The 14,964-nt window shown below is 66.3% G+C and carries 12 protein-coding genes; 6 read left to right on the forward strand and 6 right to left on the reverse strand.

Features of this window, described 5'->3' with window-relative positions:
* Positions 1-558: 558 nt before the first annotated feature.
* The gene (gene leuA, locus ACFWO8_RS23630) at positions 559-2,355 is read right to left on the reverse strand and encodes a 2-isopropylmalate synthase (RefSeq protein ID WP_378961504.1); all 1,797 of its coding nucleotides are present in this window, start codon (positions 2,353-2,355) and stop codon (positions 559-561) included.
* Positions 2,356-2,642: 287 nt separating this feature from the next.
* Here leuA and ACFWO8_RS23635 point away from each other — a divergent pair, with 287 nt between their 5' ends.
* From ACFWO8_RS23635 to ACFWO8_RS23645, 3 genes are all read left to right on the forward strand, one after another.
* The gene (locus ACFWO8_RS23635) at positions 2,643-3,410 is read left to right on the forward strand and encodes a sulfite exporter TauE/SafE family protein (protein WP_378961509.1); all 768 of its coding nucleotides are present in this window, start codon (positions 2,643-2,645) and stop codon (positions 3,408-3,410) included.
* Positions 3,411-3,711: 301 nt separating this feature from the next.
* Positions 3,712-5,322, forward strand: a complete 1,611-nt coding sequence (locus ACFWO8_RS23640; protein WP_378961515.1) for a GMC oxidoreductase — start codon at positions 3,712-3,714, stop codon at positions 5,320-5,322.
* Positions 5,323-5,484: 162 nt separating this feature from the next.
* Positions 5,485-6,318 (forward strand): ion transporter, encoded by an 834-nt coding sequence (locus ACFWO8_RS23645; RefSeq protein WP_378961521.1) that lies wholly within the window; start codon positions 5,485-5,487, stop codon positions 6,316-6,318.
* Here ACFWO8_RS23645 and ACFWO8_RS23650 read toward each other — a convergent pair.
* From ACFWO8_RS23650 to ACFWO8_RS23660, 3 genes are all read right to left on the reverse strand, one after another.
* A complete protein-coding gene (locus ACFWO8_RS23650) occupies positions 6,305-7,507 on the reverse strand; it encodes a low temperature requirement protein A (RefSeq protein ID WP_378961532.1) in 1,203 nt (400 codons plus the stop codon). The two genes, ACFWO8_RS23645 and ACFWO8_RS23650, sit on opposite strands and share 14 nt — an antisense overlap.
* 77 nt (positions 7,508-7,584) lie before the next feature.
* A complete protein-coding gene (locus ACFWO8_RS23655) occupies positions 7,585-8,043 on the reverse strand; it encodes an SRPBCC family protein (RefSeq protein WP_378961542.1) in 459 nt (152 codons plus the stop codon).
* 99 nt (positions 8,044-8,142) lie between these two features.
* Complete coding sequence (locus tag ACFWO8_RS23660; RefSeq protein WP_378961554.1) at positions 8,143-8,715, reverse strand: TetR/AcrR family transcriptional regulator; 573 nt, start codon at positions 8,713-8,715, stop codon at positions 8,143-8,145.
* A gap of 71 nt (positions 8,716-8,786) precedes the next feature.
* On the opposite strand from ACFWO8_RS23660, the gene ACFWO8_RS23665 reads away from it, so the two are divergent.
* From ACFWO8_RS23665 to ACFWO8_RS23675, 3 genes are all read left to right on the forward strand, one after another.
* Positions 8,787-9,362: a dihydrofolate reductase family protein gene (locus tag ACFWO8_RS23665; protein WP_378961564.1), complete on the forward strand. Its 576-nt coding sequence runs from the start codon at positions 8,787-8,789 to the stop codon at positions 9,360-9,362.
* A gap of 135 nt (positions 9,363-9,497) precedes the next feature.
* Positions 9,498-10,763, forward strand: coding sequence for an aspartate kinase (locus ACFWO8_RS23670; protein WP_378961573.1), 1,266 nt, complete (start codon positions 9,498-9,500; stop codon positions 10,761-10,763).
* A gap of 3 nt (positions 10,764-10,766) precedes the next feature.
* Positions 10,767-11,801 (forward strand): aspartate-semialdehyde dehydrogenase, encoded by a 1,035-nt coding sequence (locus ACFWO8_RS23675; protein ID WP_378961600.1) that lies wholly within the window; start codon positions 10,767-10,769, stop codon positions 11,799-11,801.
* 437 nt (positions 11,802-12,238) lie between these two features.
* Here the strand turns inward: ACFWO8_RS23675 and ACFWO8_RS23680 are convergent, their stop codons facing one another.
* A complete protein-coding gene (locus ACFWO8_RS23680; RefSeq protein ID WP_378961610.1) occupies positions 12,239-13,582 on the reverse strand; it encodes a serine hydrolase domain-containing protein in 1,344 nt (447 codons plus the stop codon).
* A 75-nt stretch (positions 13,583-13,657) separates the two neighbouring features.
* The gene (locus tag ACFWO8_RS23685) at positions 13,658-14,896 is read right to left on the reverse strand and encodes an APC family permease (protein ID WP_378961621.1); all 1,239 of its coding nucleotides are present in this window, start codon (positions 14,894-14,896) and stop codon (positions 13,658-13,660) included.
* Positions 14,897-14,964 lie beyond the last annotated feature (68 nt).

Raw genomic sequence — 14,964 nt, forward strand, 5'->3', positions numbered from 1 at the left:
CCACGGCGGCGAGGTCGGATTATGGTCGTTGTTGGTCACAGTTCCCCCACTTGCTCGCTGAACGAGCAGGAAAGCTCGGCGCTGAATATGCCCTAAAACGCTAACACGGGGTGCCTGGTCGGGTGGTGTCGCGCTTGGGTTCGCGGGTGTGGAGCGGACGGGGGTTTGGTGGTCTCAGGTGGGTTTACGAGATGTGGCTCGGGACTTCGGGTCCGCTCGAGTTCGCGGGGGGCGGGATTTGTTGTGGGGTAGTCCCAGGAGGTTTGACGCTGTGTTTATTGGCGCGCTGGCGCGCGCGTGTCCGCGGCCCCAAGGGGCCGCCGATCAGGGCTCGAGACTAACGCCTTCGGCGTAGCGCTTTCGAGCCCTGATCGGCGACCCGGCCGCGGACCGGCCACTTCGTGGCCGCCGCTCCCCAGGGGTCGCGGGTGGGGGTTGGGAGTGCGGTCATGGCGGATTTGGGGTGTGCCATGGGGTTGGGAGTGCGGTCAGGGGAGATTCGGGGTGCGGTGTGGCCGGGTTCGCTGGTGTGCGGACCCGGCCAACCTTGGTGTGGGTCTACTGCGCGGCGCGGTTCACGGCCGAGACGACCGCGCGCAGGGAAGCGGTGGTGATCGAGGTGGCGATGCCGACACCCCACACGACCTTCTCGCCGATCGCGACCTCGACGTAGGCGGCGGCCTGCGCGTCGTCGCCGGCGGACATGGCGTGCTCGCTGTAATCGAGCACCCGCACATCGAAGCCGACGGTCGCGATCGCGTCGACGAACGCGGCCAGCGGGCCGTTGCCGGAACCGCTGATCTCCTGCTCGGCGCCCTCGACCTTCACGGTCGCCACGATCGAGTCGACGCCACCGTCGGTCTCGGCGGCGGTGACCTTCTGCTTGATCCGCTCGAGCGGCATGATCGGGTTCAGGTACTCGGTGGCGAAGACGTCCCACATCTCCTTGGGCGTCACCTCGCCGCCCTCGCCGTCGGTGATCGCCTGGATGGCCTGCGAGAACTCGATCTGCAGGCGACGCGGCAGCACCAGCCCGTGATCGGTCTTCATGATGTAGGCAACGCCGCCCTTGCCGGACTGCGAGTTCACCCGGATCACGGCCTCGTAGGTGCGGCCGACATCCTTCGGGTCGATCGGCAGGTACGGAACCTCCCAGACGATGTCGGACACGTCGGCGTCCTGCGCGTCGGCGGTGGCCTTCATCGCGTCCAGGCCCTTGTTGATGGCGTCCTGGTGGCTGCCGGAGAACGCGGTGTAGACCAGATCGCCGCCGTAGGGGTGACGTTCCGCGACGGCCAGCTGGTTGCAGTACTCCACCGTGCGACGGACCTCGTCGATATCGGAGAAGTTGATCTGCGGGTCGATGCCGCGCGAGAACATGTTCATGCCCAGCGTTACCAGGCAGACGTTGCCGGTGCGCTCGCCGTTGCCGAACAGGCAGCCCTCGATGCGGTCGGCGCCGGCCTGGTAGCCCAGCTCGGCGGCCGCGACGGCGGTGCCACGGTCGTTGTGCGGGTGCAGCGACAGCACGATCGAATCGCGGCGGGCCAGATTGCGGTGCATCCACTCGATCGAGTCGGCGTACACGTTCGGCGTGGCCATCTCGACGGTCGCGGGCAGGTTGAGGATCAGCGGCTTCTCGGGAGTCGGCGCGATGATCTCGGAGACCGCGTCGCACACCTCACGGGCGTAGTCCAGCTCGGTGCCGGTGTAGGACTCCGGGCTGTACTCGTAGCGCCACTCGGTGTCGGGGTAGCGCTGCTCGATCTCCAGGCACAGCTTCGCGGCATCGGTGGCGATCTTCTTCACCGCGTCGCGCTCGGCGCGGAAGACCACGCGGCGCTGCAGGATCGAGGTGGAGTTGTAGAAGTGCACGATCACGTTCGGTGCGCCGGCGCAGGCCTCGAAGGTGCGCTCGATCAGCTCGGGGCGGCACTGGGTGAGGACCTGGATGGTGACGTCGGCGGGGACAGCGCCGTCTTCGATGATCTCGCGGACGAAATCGAAATCGGTCTGGCTCGCGGCCGGGAACCCGACCTCGATCTCCTTGTAGCCCATCCGCACCAGCAGGTCGAACATGCGGCGCTTGCGGGCCGGGCTCATCGGGTCGATGAGGGCCTGGTTGCCGTCGCGCAGGTCGACGGCACACCACGCGGGCGCGCGATCGATGATTTTGTCGGGCCAGGTGCGGTCCGGAACCGTGATCGGCTCGACCTCTTCGGCGAAGGGGCGATACCGGAACGACGGCATCGAGGAGTTCTTCTGGGTGTTCCAGGCGGGCTGGTCGGCCGGTGCGGGTTTGCCGGGGGCCGTAATGGTGCGCGAAGCGGATACGAATGCGTCAGCCGAGGACATGCAAGTTTCTCCGTGGGTGTGAAGGATTCCCTGAATGGGAGCGGGTCGACCGGCGCGTTGGAACCCCGCGACGGGAGCCGGTCCGTATCAGGACCCGTCGCGGCGGCCGAGAAGAAGAGCCCGCTGCAGCATGATCCTTCGAGCTTACCGCGTGCCCACCCTCGCTCGTAAGCGGCCTGGAGAATCCACCTAGTTGATTTTGCTCACCAGTTGACCAGTACGGTTTCCCCCATAACGCACGCTTGTACGGACCCGCGCGTCCGACGAGACGTACCAAAGGAATTCGAATGACTTGGTTACAACAGGTGGCCATCTTCGCCGCGGGTATCGCGGCGGGTGGCATCAATACGATCGTCGGATCGGGCACGCTGATCACCTTTCCCACGCTGCTCGCTTTCGGGTTGCCGCCGGTGACGGCGAATGTGTCGAACACGATCGGGCTCGTTCCCGGCTCGGTGAGCGGGGCTATCGGATATCGGCGCGAACTACGAGGGCAGCGGTCGCGACTGCTGCAACTGGGCATCGCGTCGCTGCTCGGCGGCATCACGGGCGCGATTCTGCTGTTGACGATGCCGGCGGAGGCGTTCAAGGCGATCGTCCCGGTCCTGATCATCGTGGCGCTGATCCTCGTTATCGTGCAGCCGCGGCTGGCCGCGTGGGTGAAGAAGCGCCGGGAGGGCGGTGAGTCGGCGGCGCCGGAGCACGGTGGCCCGATTCTGCTGATCGCGGTGTTCGCCACCGGCATCTACGGCGGCTACTTCGGGGCTGCCCAGGGCGTGCTGCTGATCGGTCTGCTCGGGGTGTTCGTGCACGAGGACATCCAGCGGCTCAACGGCGTGAAGAACGTCCTCGCCCTGATCGTCAACGGGGTGTCGGCGGTGATCTTCATCGCGATCGCCGAGGTGGACTGGCAGGTGGTCGCGTTGATCGCGGTCGGCTCGATCATCGGCGGGCAGCTCGGCGCGAAGGTCGGGCGGAAGTTGCCGCCGAATGTGCTCAGAGGGGTGATCGTGGTGGTCGGCACGATCGCGGTGGTGCGGTTGTTGACCAGCTGATCCACGTTCGGTAGTCCCAGATGGTTTGACGCTGTGTTTTTGGAGCGCTGGCGCGCTCGAGTTCACGGCCCTGTTGGGTCGCCGATCAGCACTCGAGACTAGAGCCTTCGGCTCAGCGCTTTCGAGCGCTGATCGGCGACCCGCCGCGAACCGCCGCTTCGCGGCGGACCCGCCTCGAGGTCGGGTCGTGCGGGGCTGAGTGTGTGTGGTGACATTCGACAAATGTGGGTACTACCGGGCGATATCCGGTAGTTGCGGGGTATTCTTCGCGTCGGCCATGCGTGATGAGGGAGGTGGCCTGGTGCACAGACGTGCCTTTTTCAAGGCGGCGGGACTGGCGGCTGTTGCCGGTGCCGCGGGAACGACGCTGACCGGCGCGCCCGCTTCGGCGGATCCGCGCGAGGCGATGTTCCGGTCCTGGGTGCCGGAGATCTTCGCCCCGATTCCGGACGCGCCCGCGCACTCGCCCGCCATCGTCATCGGCTCCGGCTTCGGTGCCGCGGTGACGGCGCTGCGCCTGGCCGAGGCCGGCATCGCCAATACCGTGCTCGAGCGCGGTTCGCACTGGCCCAACGACCCGTGGCGGGAGATCTTCACCGGCGACGATCTGCCCGATGGCCGCGGATTCTGGCATCGCACCAGCTTCACCGGCGTCACCAAGGTGCCGATGAGTTTCAGCGCGTTCGGCGGGGTGCTGGATGTGACCGAGTATTCCGGGATCGATGTGTGGCGGGCCGCCGCGGTCGGTGGCGGATCGGTGATCTTCACCGGGGCGATGGTGGCGCCGCAACGCAGGCTCTTCGACCAGGTCTTCGGTGGTGTGGTCGACTACGGCGAGCTGGAAAGCGTGTACTACCCGCGGGTGCGCCAGATGCTGCGGCTCGACACGATGCCCGCCGACATCTACAACTCCTCGCCGTTCGCGCACTCGCGCGCCTGGGACGACCAGGTGCGCGCGGCCGGTTACCAGCCGCTGCCCAACGATTCGATCTTCACCTGGGATGTGCTGCGCAGCGAGCTCGCGGGAACCTCCCGTGCCTCGGCCACCTCGGCCCGCTCGAACCTCGGCAATTCCAACGGCGCCAAGTTCGATCTCAATCAGAACTACCTGCGCTACGCCCGCGAGACCGGCAAGTCCCAGATCTTCCCCGGCCACCGCGTCGACGCCATCGCCCAGGAGGCGAGCGGCAAGTTCGTGGTCGCCGTGTCGAAGCTGACCCCGAGCGGCCAGGTACTGAGCACCCGCAACCTGACCTGCGACAAGCTCTTCCTCGGCGCGGGCTCTGTCGGCACCTCGGAGCTGCTGGTCCGCGCCCAGGCCACCGGCACACTACCCAACCTGAACGAGCACATCGGCGACGGTTTCGGCACCAACGGTGACGTGGTGCTGGCCCGCGGCGCGAGCGCTATCGCGGGCCACGGCCAAGGTGTGCCGAGCGCCAGCCGGATCTACGACGAATCCAGCGTGCCGCTCACCCTGGAGAACTGGTACATCCCCGGTATCCCGTTCGAGACCGGCGCGCTGGCCTCGCTCGGCATGGTTCTCGACCCGAGTCGCGCCCGCTTCGGCTATCACGCCGCGACGGGCGGCGTCGGCCTGAACTGGTCGACGGGCACCCAGCACGCGGTCGCCGCAGCGGCCCGCGCGGTCGACCACCGGATCGCCGAACGCGCGGGCGCGGTCGCCGAATACAGCGCGCTCGGCTACGACGCCAACGCCCAGTTCACCGCGCATCCGCTCGGCGGCGCGGTCCTCGGCAAGGCCACCGACGCCTTCGGGCGCGTCCACGGACACCCCGGCCTCTATGTGATGGACGGTGCCGCGATCCCCGGCAGCACCGCGACAGTCAACCCGTCCCTGACCATCACCGCACTGGCCGAACGCAATATCGAGGCAGTGCTGCGCGGCTGAACACGCCACCGACCGGCGTCGGCAACTCCCCTCGCCGCGCCGGTCTACCAATTAGCGTGGGAAAAGCACTAGGCGACCCCGCACCGCCTCGATGAGGTAGCCGGGGTTGCCTGCCATGCCCGAACTCGCGGATTCAGCCGCCAGAAATACAGGAGCGACCAGTTGGCTTCACCGGGGATCGAACGGGTCGAGGCCCTGCCGGACGTACGCTCGAAAACGCCAACGCTGCGTACCGATATCTTCATGCTGATCCTCGCGATCATCTCGGTGGTGCTGGTCGTGTGGATCACCTTCTTCGACGTCAGCGAGCCGACCTATCACGCGATCGTCATCGTCGACACATCGATCTGCGCGATCTTCCTAGTCGAGTTCCTCTGGCGCTGGCGGCGGGCGGGCTGGCCGTGGTCGTACCCGTTCATCTACTGGTACGAGATCCTCGGCATGATCCCGGTGACCAGCCCGCTGTTCCGCGGGTTCCGGCTGCTGCGCATCGTGGTGATCGTGATCCGGCTCGGCCGGGTGGCCGATCGGGCGCTGGGGGAGCGGGTCACCGCGACGATCGTCAACCGGTTCGTCGGCACGATCGTCGACGTCATCAAGCGCCCGATGACGATCGCGATCCTCGACGAGGTCTCCAAGGTCCTGCGCGCGGGCCATTACACCCAGAACATCGCCGCCGCGCTCGAGGAGAACCACGCCGAGGTCGACCAGCTGATCATGGACCTGATCAAGAACGACCCGCAGACCGGCAAACTGCGCTACGTCCCGTTCCACGACGACATCATCCGGCTCGTCGCCGACACGGTCTACCGCATGCTGCGCCAGCTGCTCGACGACCCACGCACCGACGAACTCGTCGCCGACATGCTGCGGGAGAACCTCGACCAGATCAACGACGCCGTGCGCGCCGGGGTGCGGGTTCCGCCGTCGCACCGTGGGGCGACGCCCGCCGAGCACGGCGTGCGCCACCACCTCAGTCAGATCAAGCGTGTCTGATCTGGTCGCGCGGCTGGGCGAATCGCAGCGTCTCGAAGACCACCAGCGCGGCCAGCAGCGCGCACAGCAGGGTGAGCGAGGCGAGCGCGGGCAGGTGCGCGGCGAACGGGATGAGCGCGAACAGCAATACGGCGACCACCACGCGTTCGGCCGACAGTGACTTGGTCGCATAGTATTTCGCGAACGTGATGCCGAGCAGGAACAGCGCCGGACCGCCGTAGAGCGCGCCGAGCGGGATGCCGTACAGCGGGTCGGTGAGCGTGTGATGCGACGAGTCGCCGACGTAGTACAGCACCTTCTTCAATCCGAGCGAGAGGCCGATGATGCCGACGATCATCGGAAAATGCCCGTACATGTAGGTGTTCTGGGCGATCTTGATCTGCCGAGCGTCCTTGGCATGGGCGAAGGCGTGCTCGATCGAGATCGCCGCGACATCGAAGTACAACCACCACAGCAGGCCCGAGATGGCCAAGCCGAGCATGGAACCGAGTGCGATCGGCCAGGAGATGGGCAACCCGGCCACCCCGATGCCGATCGAGACGATGGATTCGCCCAGCGCCACGATGATGATGAGCCCGTAGCGTTCGGAATAGTGCTTGGCCGAGTTGAGCCGCCAGTCGGTGCCCGCCGCCCAGGTCCACAGCATGTCCCCGACGATCGCGGCGAGCCACAGCAGGATCTGGGTGAGACCGGTCGTCATCGCGGCGACGACCAGCAGCGTGGTGCCGACGGTGATCGAGCCGAGCGCCCAGCGCAGCAACTGCTTGCGCAGCTGCGCATCCCCGGCGCTGATCGTCCAGAACACCGTGACGTGCACCAGTCGCACGATCAGGTAGGCCACCGCGAAGACCAGCGGACCGAACCAGCCACCGGAGAGATCGGCGAAGGCCTCGGGAATGGTGAGCGCGGCCAGGAACGCGCCGCCCATCGCGACGAACATCGCGACCCGCGTGATGCCCTCGTCGGCCCGCACCACATTGCCCAGCCACGAGTACGCGATCCACAGCCACCACATCAGGGCCAGGACCAGTGTCGCCCGCAGCATGTTCGCGGCGGTCGTCTCGTTGGCGGCCAGCGCGGTGACCATCGTGAACGCGAAGACGATCACCAGGTCGAAGAACAGCTCGAGCTGGGTCACCGAGTTCTCTTCGGTAACGGGCTGGTACCGGGCCCGCCGATTTCCGATCATGCGCCAATCGTCGCACCCCCGGCCGCGATTCGCGCGGACAGAAAATCGACGACGCGATGGTTTCGCCGACGGCGCAACTAGCCGGCCGCGTAGCCCCCGACCTCGGGGTACCGCTCGGCGAATTCGATGAAGTTCGCGACCGTCTCCTCGTGCAGCTTGCGCAGCGTGCGGTTGAACAGGATGCCCGGAATGGGCAAGGGGAGCGAGAGCTCCACGTGGTAGTCGACCTCGGTGCCCTCTGGAGTGTCCAGCAGCTCGATCCAGCCGCCGCCCTTGGAACCGCGACTGCTGTCGACGACCCGCCACGACGACCGGTACTGCTCCCAGGTGTACTCGAGCACCTGGGCGTCGGAGTTGCCCATGAAGTGGGCGGTGGCGAAGACCCGGCGTGGCCTGCCGTCGGCATCCCGTGGCCCGACCCGGACATCGCTGAGCGAGGTCGACCACTCCGACATCAGGTCAACGGCCAGTAGTGCGTCCATCACTTGGTCGATCTCGGCGTCAACGGTGAATCGGATGTCGATCTTCGAGCGCATCTGTGTCTATCCTCCGAACCCCCGCAGCTTTCGCGCCCGATTGTGCACAGTCGTACTAGTGATCGTCAACACGTCTATGGTCTGGACATATGACCGGGGTCAGCTGCATATCACACGCTCTACGGCTGTTTCGATCAACGCCATGCTCTGATTCTCGGTGAAGATTCCGGGCAATGTGAGATGTTCGACAATGAGCCAGTTGAGCGCCAGATAGAGCAGTAGTACCGACTCCGCGTCGCCGGGCAGGCCGGATGCCAGATGGTTGCGCACGTTGAAATCGATGTCGGCGCGGACCCGTTCGGTGAGCACTTCGCGCAGTTCGGGGCGGCGGGTGGCCTCGAGGCGGAGTTCGAGCAGCGCGAGATAGGCCTTGCGATGCGATTCGATGCGTCCGACCACCTCCTTCATCAGTGCCGTGATGTTCTCGATGTTCTTCGGCCCGTCGCTGACCAGGGCCATCGTTTCCTCGCTCGGCTGCACCACCTCGTAGAAGCGCACGCCTGCCTGGGTGAGCAGCTCGTCGCGATTGGCGAAGTAGTTCGACGCCGTGCCCGCGGGCACGGCGGCCTGCTTGTCCACGGCACGGAAGGTGAGGCCGCGGGCGCCTTCGTCGGCGAGGACGTCGATTGCCGCGTCGAGCAGGGCTTGCCGACGTTCGGGATTAGTTCGCACTTGACACCACTCCATCCGTAGTACTACGTTGAAACCACTTCAATCAGAGTACAACACCTGAGGCGGTAACCATGCGAAAGCTTGTCTACTACATCGGCGTCTCGATCGACGGCTACATCGCCGGCCCCGGCGGGGAGGCGGAGTTCTACCCGGTCACCGACACCTACGCGGCGGCGCTCGGTGCCGAATTCCCCGAAGCCATCCCGACCCACCTGCGCGCGAGCATCGGCATGGACGTCGATACGCCGAACAAGAACTGGGACACCATCCTCATGGGGCGCGGCACCTACGCCCCGGCATACGACGCCGGCATCGCGAGCCCGTTCGCCCATATGAAGCAGTACGTCTTCTCGTCCTCGCTCGGTCCGGTCGACGATCCGAACGTCGAGGTCGTCACCGGCGACCCGGTCGAACTCGTCCGGGAACTCAAGCAGCACGACGGTCTCGACATCTATCTGTGCGGCGGCGGCAACCTGGCGGGCCAGTTGGTCGATGAGATCGACCAACTGATCGTGAAGAGCTACCCGGTCGTCGCGGGCGACGGCATCGCGGCCTTCACCGGCGTCTTCAAACCGACATCCTTCACCGCGGTACAGCGCAAGGAATTCGACAACGGCGCGCAGGTCACCTGGTTCGATCGAGCGTGAATCCCATGGTTATCCACAGGTGACAAGCCTGTGTCGTTTTCCACAGGCAGGGTAGGTAGCAGCAAAACCGGTGGCCCGAGCCCGGTACTCTTGGTCGCTGATACCAACCTGACACTCGATCGTGAAGGACCTGCTGTGGCTCTCGTAGTTCAGAAGTACGGAGGATCCTCGGTGGCCACCGCCGAGCGGATCCGGCGCGTCGCTGAACGGATCGTGGAGACCAAGAAGCAGGGGCACGACGTGGTAGTCGTGTGCTCGGCCATGGGTGACACGACCGATGAGTTGCTCGATCTCGCGGAGCAGGTGGCCCCGGCGCCGCCCGCGCGCGAGATGGACATGCTGCTCACCTCGGGTGAGCGCATCTCTAATGCCTTGGTGGCCATGGCTATTCACACTCTCGGCGCCGAGGCCCGCTCGTTCACCGGCTCGCAGGCCGGCGTGATCACCACCGGCGCGCACGGCAACGCCAAGATCATCGACGTGACCCCGGGCCGCCTGCAAGAGGCCCTCGCCGAGGGGCAGATCGTGCTGGTGGCGGGCTTCCAGGGCGTGAGCCAGGACAGCAAAGACGTCACCACACTGGGCCGCGGCGGTTCCGACACCACCGCCGTCGCGCTGGCCGCGGCGTTGAAAGCCGATGTCTGCGAGATCTACACCGACGTCGACGGTATCTTCTCCGCCGACCCGCGCATCGTGCCCGACGCCCAGAAGCTCGACAAGATCTCCTACGAGGAGATGCTCGAGATGGCGGCCTGCGGCTCGAAGGTGCTCATGCTGCGCTGCGTGGAGTACGCGCGCCGCTACAACGTTCCCGTTCATGTTCGGTCGTCCTACACCGACAAGATCGGCACCACTGTTTTCGGATCGATGGAGGACATTCCCGTGGAGCAGGCAATCCTGACCGGCGTCGCGCACGACCGCAGCGAAGCCAAGGTGACCGTCGTCGCCCTACCGGACGAGCCGGGCTACGCCGCCAAGGTGTTCCGCGCGGTGGCCGACGCCGAGATCAATATCGACATGGTGCTGCAGAACATCTCCAAGGTCGACACGGGCAAGACCGACATCACCTTCACCTGCCCCAAGACCGACCTGGTCCGCGCGGTGCAGATGCTTACCGCGCGCCAGGACGAGATCGGTTTCGCCGAGATCCTCTCCGACGATCACATCGGCAAGGTTTCTCTGGTCGGTGCCGGGATGAAGTCGCACCCCGGCGTCACCGCCACCTTCTGTGAGGCGCTGGCCAACGCGGGGGTGAACATCGATCTGATCTCCACCTCGGAGATCAGGATCTCGGTGCTGGTGCGCGATACCGAACTTGATGAAGCTGTCCAGGTGTTGCACAAGGCATTCGATCTCGGCGGCGACGAAGCCGCTGTCGTCCACGGCGGAACGGGGCGTTAAGCAATGGGTGTACGTGTAGGTGTTGTCGGTGCGACCGGTCAGGTCGGCGCCGTCATGCGCAAGCTGCTCGAAGAGCGCAACTTCCCGGCTGACGAGGTGCGGTTCTTCGCATCCGCTCGCTCGGCGGGCAAGACGCTGCCGTGGCGCGGTGGCGAGATCGTTGTCGAAGACACCGAGACCGCTGATCCCTCGGGTCTTGACATCGCGCTGTTCTCGGCCGGTGCCACCATGTCGCGCGTGCAGGCCCCGCGTTTCGCCGCGGCGGGCGTCACCGTGATCGACAATTCCTCGGCCTGGCGCAAGGATCCCGATGTGCCGCTGGTGGTGTCGGAGGTCAACCCCGAGGCCACCCGCAACCTGCCCAAGGGCATCATCGCGAACCCGAACTGCACCACCATGGCCGCGATGCCGGTGCTCAAGCCGCTGCACGACGTGGCCGGTTTGCAGCGCCTGATCGTCTCGAGCTACCAGGCTGTTTCGGGTAGCGGGCTGGCCGGCGTGGAGGAGCTCGCCTCGCAGATCCGCGCGGTATCCGCCGATGCGGAGAAGCTGGTGCACGACGGTTCGGCCGCTGAGTTCCCCGCGCCGAACAACTACGTCGCGCCGATCGCCTTCAACGTGATCCCGCTGGCCGGTGCCCTGGTCGACGACGGTTCCTTCGAGACCGACGAGGATCAGAAGCTGCGCAACGAGAGTCGCAAGATCCTCGGGCTGCCCGATCTGCTGGTGAGCGGCACCTGCGTGCGGGTTCCGGTCTTCACGGGGCACTCGCTGTCGATCAATGCCGAATTCGCCGAACCGCTTTCGGTGCTGCAGGCCAAGGAACTGCTGGGCAAGGCGGCGGGTGTGCGGCTGGTCGACGTGCCGACTCCGCTGGCCGCCGCGGGCCAGGACGAGTCTCTTGTGGGACGGATTCGCCAGGATCCGGGTGTGCCTAGCGGTCGTGGTCTCGCACTGTTCATCTCGGGTGACAACCTGCGAAAAGGTGCCGCTTTGAACACGATTCAGATCGCGGAAGTTCTGCTCGCCAACCGCTGATTGTTCGGTAGTCCCGGATGGGGGCGGAGCCCCGGGGTTTGGTAGTCCCGGGGTGGGTTGTGTGGCAGAGCTTGGGGTTCGAGTAGTCCCAGGCAGGTTTGACGCTGTGTTTATTGGCGCGCTGGCGCGCGCGTGTCCGCGGCCCTGAGGGGCCGCCGATCAGGGCTCGAGACTAACGCCTTCGGCGTAGCGCTTTCGAGCCCTGATCGGCGACCCGGCCGCGGACCGGCCACTTCGTGGCCGCCGCTCCCCAGGGGTCGCGGGTGGGGGTTGGTAGTGCGGTCATGGCGGATTTGGGGTGCACGGGGTGGCTGATGGTGTGGGAGGGGTGCGGTGATGGCGGTCTTGGGGTGCAGCGGGTGCGACTGGTGCTGCGGTGATGGCGGTCTTGGGGTGTGGTGGGCGGCGGGGTTATCTCGATTGTGGGAGAAACCAGCTCAGCGGATGCCGGGGGTGCGTGGGTCGTTGCCGATGCAGGCGAGGATGGCGCAGCCGGGTGGGATGCTGGCGAAGGGGGGAGCCAGGGGTTGGTTGAGGCAGTCGAAGACGGTGCAGCCGGGGTAGGCGCCGGGGCCGATGCCGAAGACGGCCAGCAGGATGTTGGCGTCGATGAGCTTGCCCGCGTCGAATTGGAGTGGGGGTTCTACGTAGGGTTCGGCGATCGGCACTCGGGTGTCGGTGATGGCGGCGAACAGGCGGCGGAAGAATTCGTGGGGCAGTTCTTCCGCGTGCGCGAGGACGCCGCTCGGGCCGTGGGCGGTCTGGTTGCCGAAGGGGCCGGTCCACATCACCGTCATGTCGAGGCTCGGCAGGAAGAAGATGTTCTGCAGGCCGAGCCCGGACATGAAGTACGAGTCGGCGGGCAGGAATTCGGGGGATTCGCCGCAGTTGGCGCCCAGCCAGAACAGGTAGCCGTAGCAGCTGTTCGCCTTCGACGGTGTGCGGGCTTCGCGCAGATAATCCGCCGAGATCACCCGGTCGGCGCCCCAGCGGCCGTCATTGGAGACGAGCAGCCCGATCTTGGCCAGGTCGTTGGGCGGCAGCATGAGGTGGGCGTAGCCGTAGGTGTGGCCGGATCGGTCACTCGCCCAGTAGTAGTCGGTGCGCGGGATGCCGAGCGGGTCGAACAATTCCCGCTGCGCGAACTGCTGTAGCGGTTCGCCGACGGCCAGCTCGATCACATACGACAGCAGGTCGACATTGCGCTGGCTGTAGCTGAACGTGGTGCCGGGCGGGTTGGTCAACTCCACCGACAGTGCCTGCACCGCCGAGTGCGGGTCGATCGGGATCACCGCGGTGATGCCCTCCGACAGCACACCAACTTTCATCCCCGAGGTTTCCGTGAGCAGGTTCTCGACGGTGATCGAGCGGTGTGCCGCGTCGCCGAGACCGGGCGGTAGGTAGCGGTCGATGGGCGCGTCGATATCGAGTTTTCCTTCATCGGAAGCGATTCCGGCCAGGATCGACACCACCGATTTGGTGACGCTCCAGATGTTCCACGGCGTATTGCCGGTCTCGTCGTTGCGCAGTCCTTCACCGACGAGGCAGTTGTGCCGGAAGATCTGGACGTTGAGCCGGTTGCGGGTGGCGGCGAACTGCAGTGCCGCTTCGAGTTTCGCCGAATCGAGCCCGACCTGTTCGGGTTCGGCTCGTTCTAAGTCGCGACCGGAGGTCACCTCGCAGGTCGTACTCGGCGCAGCGTGGGCCGGTACGGCGAACAAGCTCGCCGAGGCCAGCACCGCAGCGATCGTTCCTGCGAAAACGCCCGTGATGTGCCGCATGCGGGCGAGAGTAGCCCCCGACACGCACCGTAACCCGTATAGCGTGGCCGCCGAATCCACTGATCGCGGACATGTTCATCTCCGCGCAATACCGCGAATCCCGTACACCCCAGCACCGACCGCGAGCACCCCGAGCCCGGCCAGCACCGACCCGATCGGCAACGCGAACCCGACCACCACACACCCCACCGCGCCGAGCACCGGAACCCAGCGCTGCGGCCTGCCCTCGGCGGCGGTCAGTGTAGCCGCCGACAGATTGGCGATGAGGTAATACGCGAGCACCGCGAACGACGAGAAACCGATCGCCGCCCGCAGATCGACCGTCGCCGCGAGCACCGCGACCACCACACCCACCGCGAGCTCGGCCCGGTGCGGGACAGCGTATTTCGGATGGATCTCGGCCAAACCTTTGGGCAGATGGCCATCACGCGCCATCGCGAGCGAGGTCCGCGAAACCCCCAGGATCAACGCCATCAGCGAACCCGCCGCCGCCAGCACCGCACCGATCCGCACCACGGGCGCCAACCAGTCGGCCCCCGCCGCCGCGACGACCTGCGCGAGCGGATCGCGCGCCGCCGCCAGCCCTCCCGAGCCCAACGTCAGCAACGCGGCCACCGCCACCAGCGCGTACACCGCCAAGGCCACCGCCAGCGCGAGCATGATCGCCCGCGGAATAGTCCGCTCCGGCGCACGCACCTCCTCGCCTAGCGTGGCGATCCGCGCGTACCCCGCGAACGCGAAGAACAACAACCCCGCCGCCTGCAACACCCCATACGGCCCGATCTCTTTGTCGAGAACCGTTGCCCCCGAATGAGTCCCACCCACACCCACCACAACGACAACCGCCAGCGCCGCCAGCACCGCCGCCACGATCACCCGCGAAGCCAACGCCGACTTCTGCACCCCCACATAGTTGATCCCCGTCACCAGCACCACGGCACCTACCGCCACCGCATGCGCCTGCTCCGGCCACGCGTAACTGCCCACCGTCAACGCCATCGCCGCACACGACGCCGTCTTCCCCACCACGAACCCCCACCCCGCCAAATACCCCCAAAACGCCCCCAACCGCTCCCGTCCATAGACATATGTCCCGCCGGACACCGGGTACAGCGCGGCCAACCGCGCCGAAGACATCGCGTTGCAATAGGCGAGCACCGCGGCCACCCCCAAAGCCACCAGCAACCAAGACCCACCCACCCCCGCAGCGGGCCCCAACGCCGCGAAAACCCCGGCCCCCACCATCGCCCCCAACCCCACCACGACCGAATCCCCCAGCCCCAGCCCCCGCCGCAACTGCCCATCCGAAGTCATAGGCCCATCCTCGAGCATGCGCGGATAGCCCGCGACCCGGATAAGACAAACGCCGCCAGGTCGATGAG

Origin of the sequence: Nocardia sp. NPDC058480 (assembly GCF_042720495.1) — a bacterium.
GTDB lineage: Bacteria > Actinomycetota > Actinomycetes > Mycobacteriales > Mycobacteriaceae > Nocardia.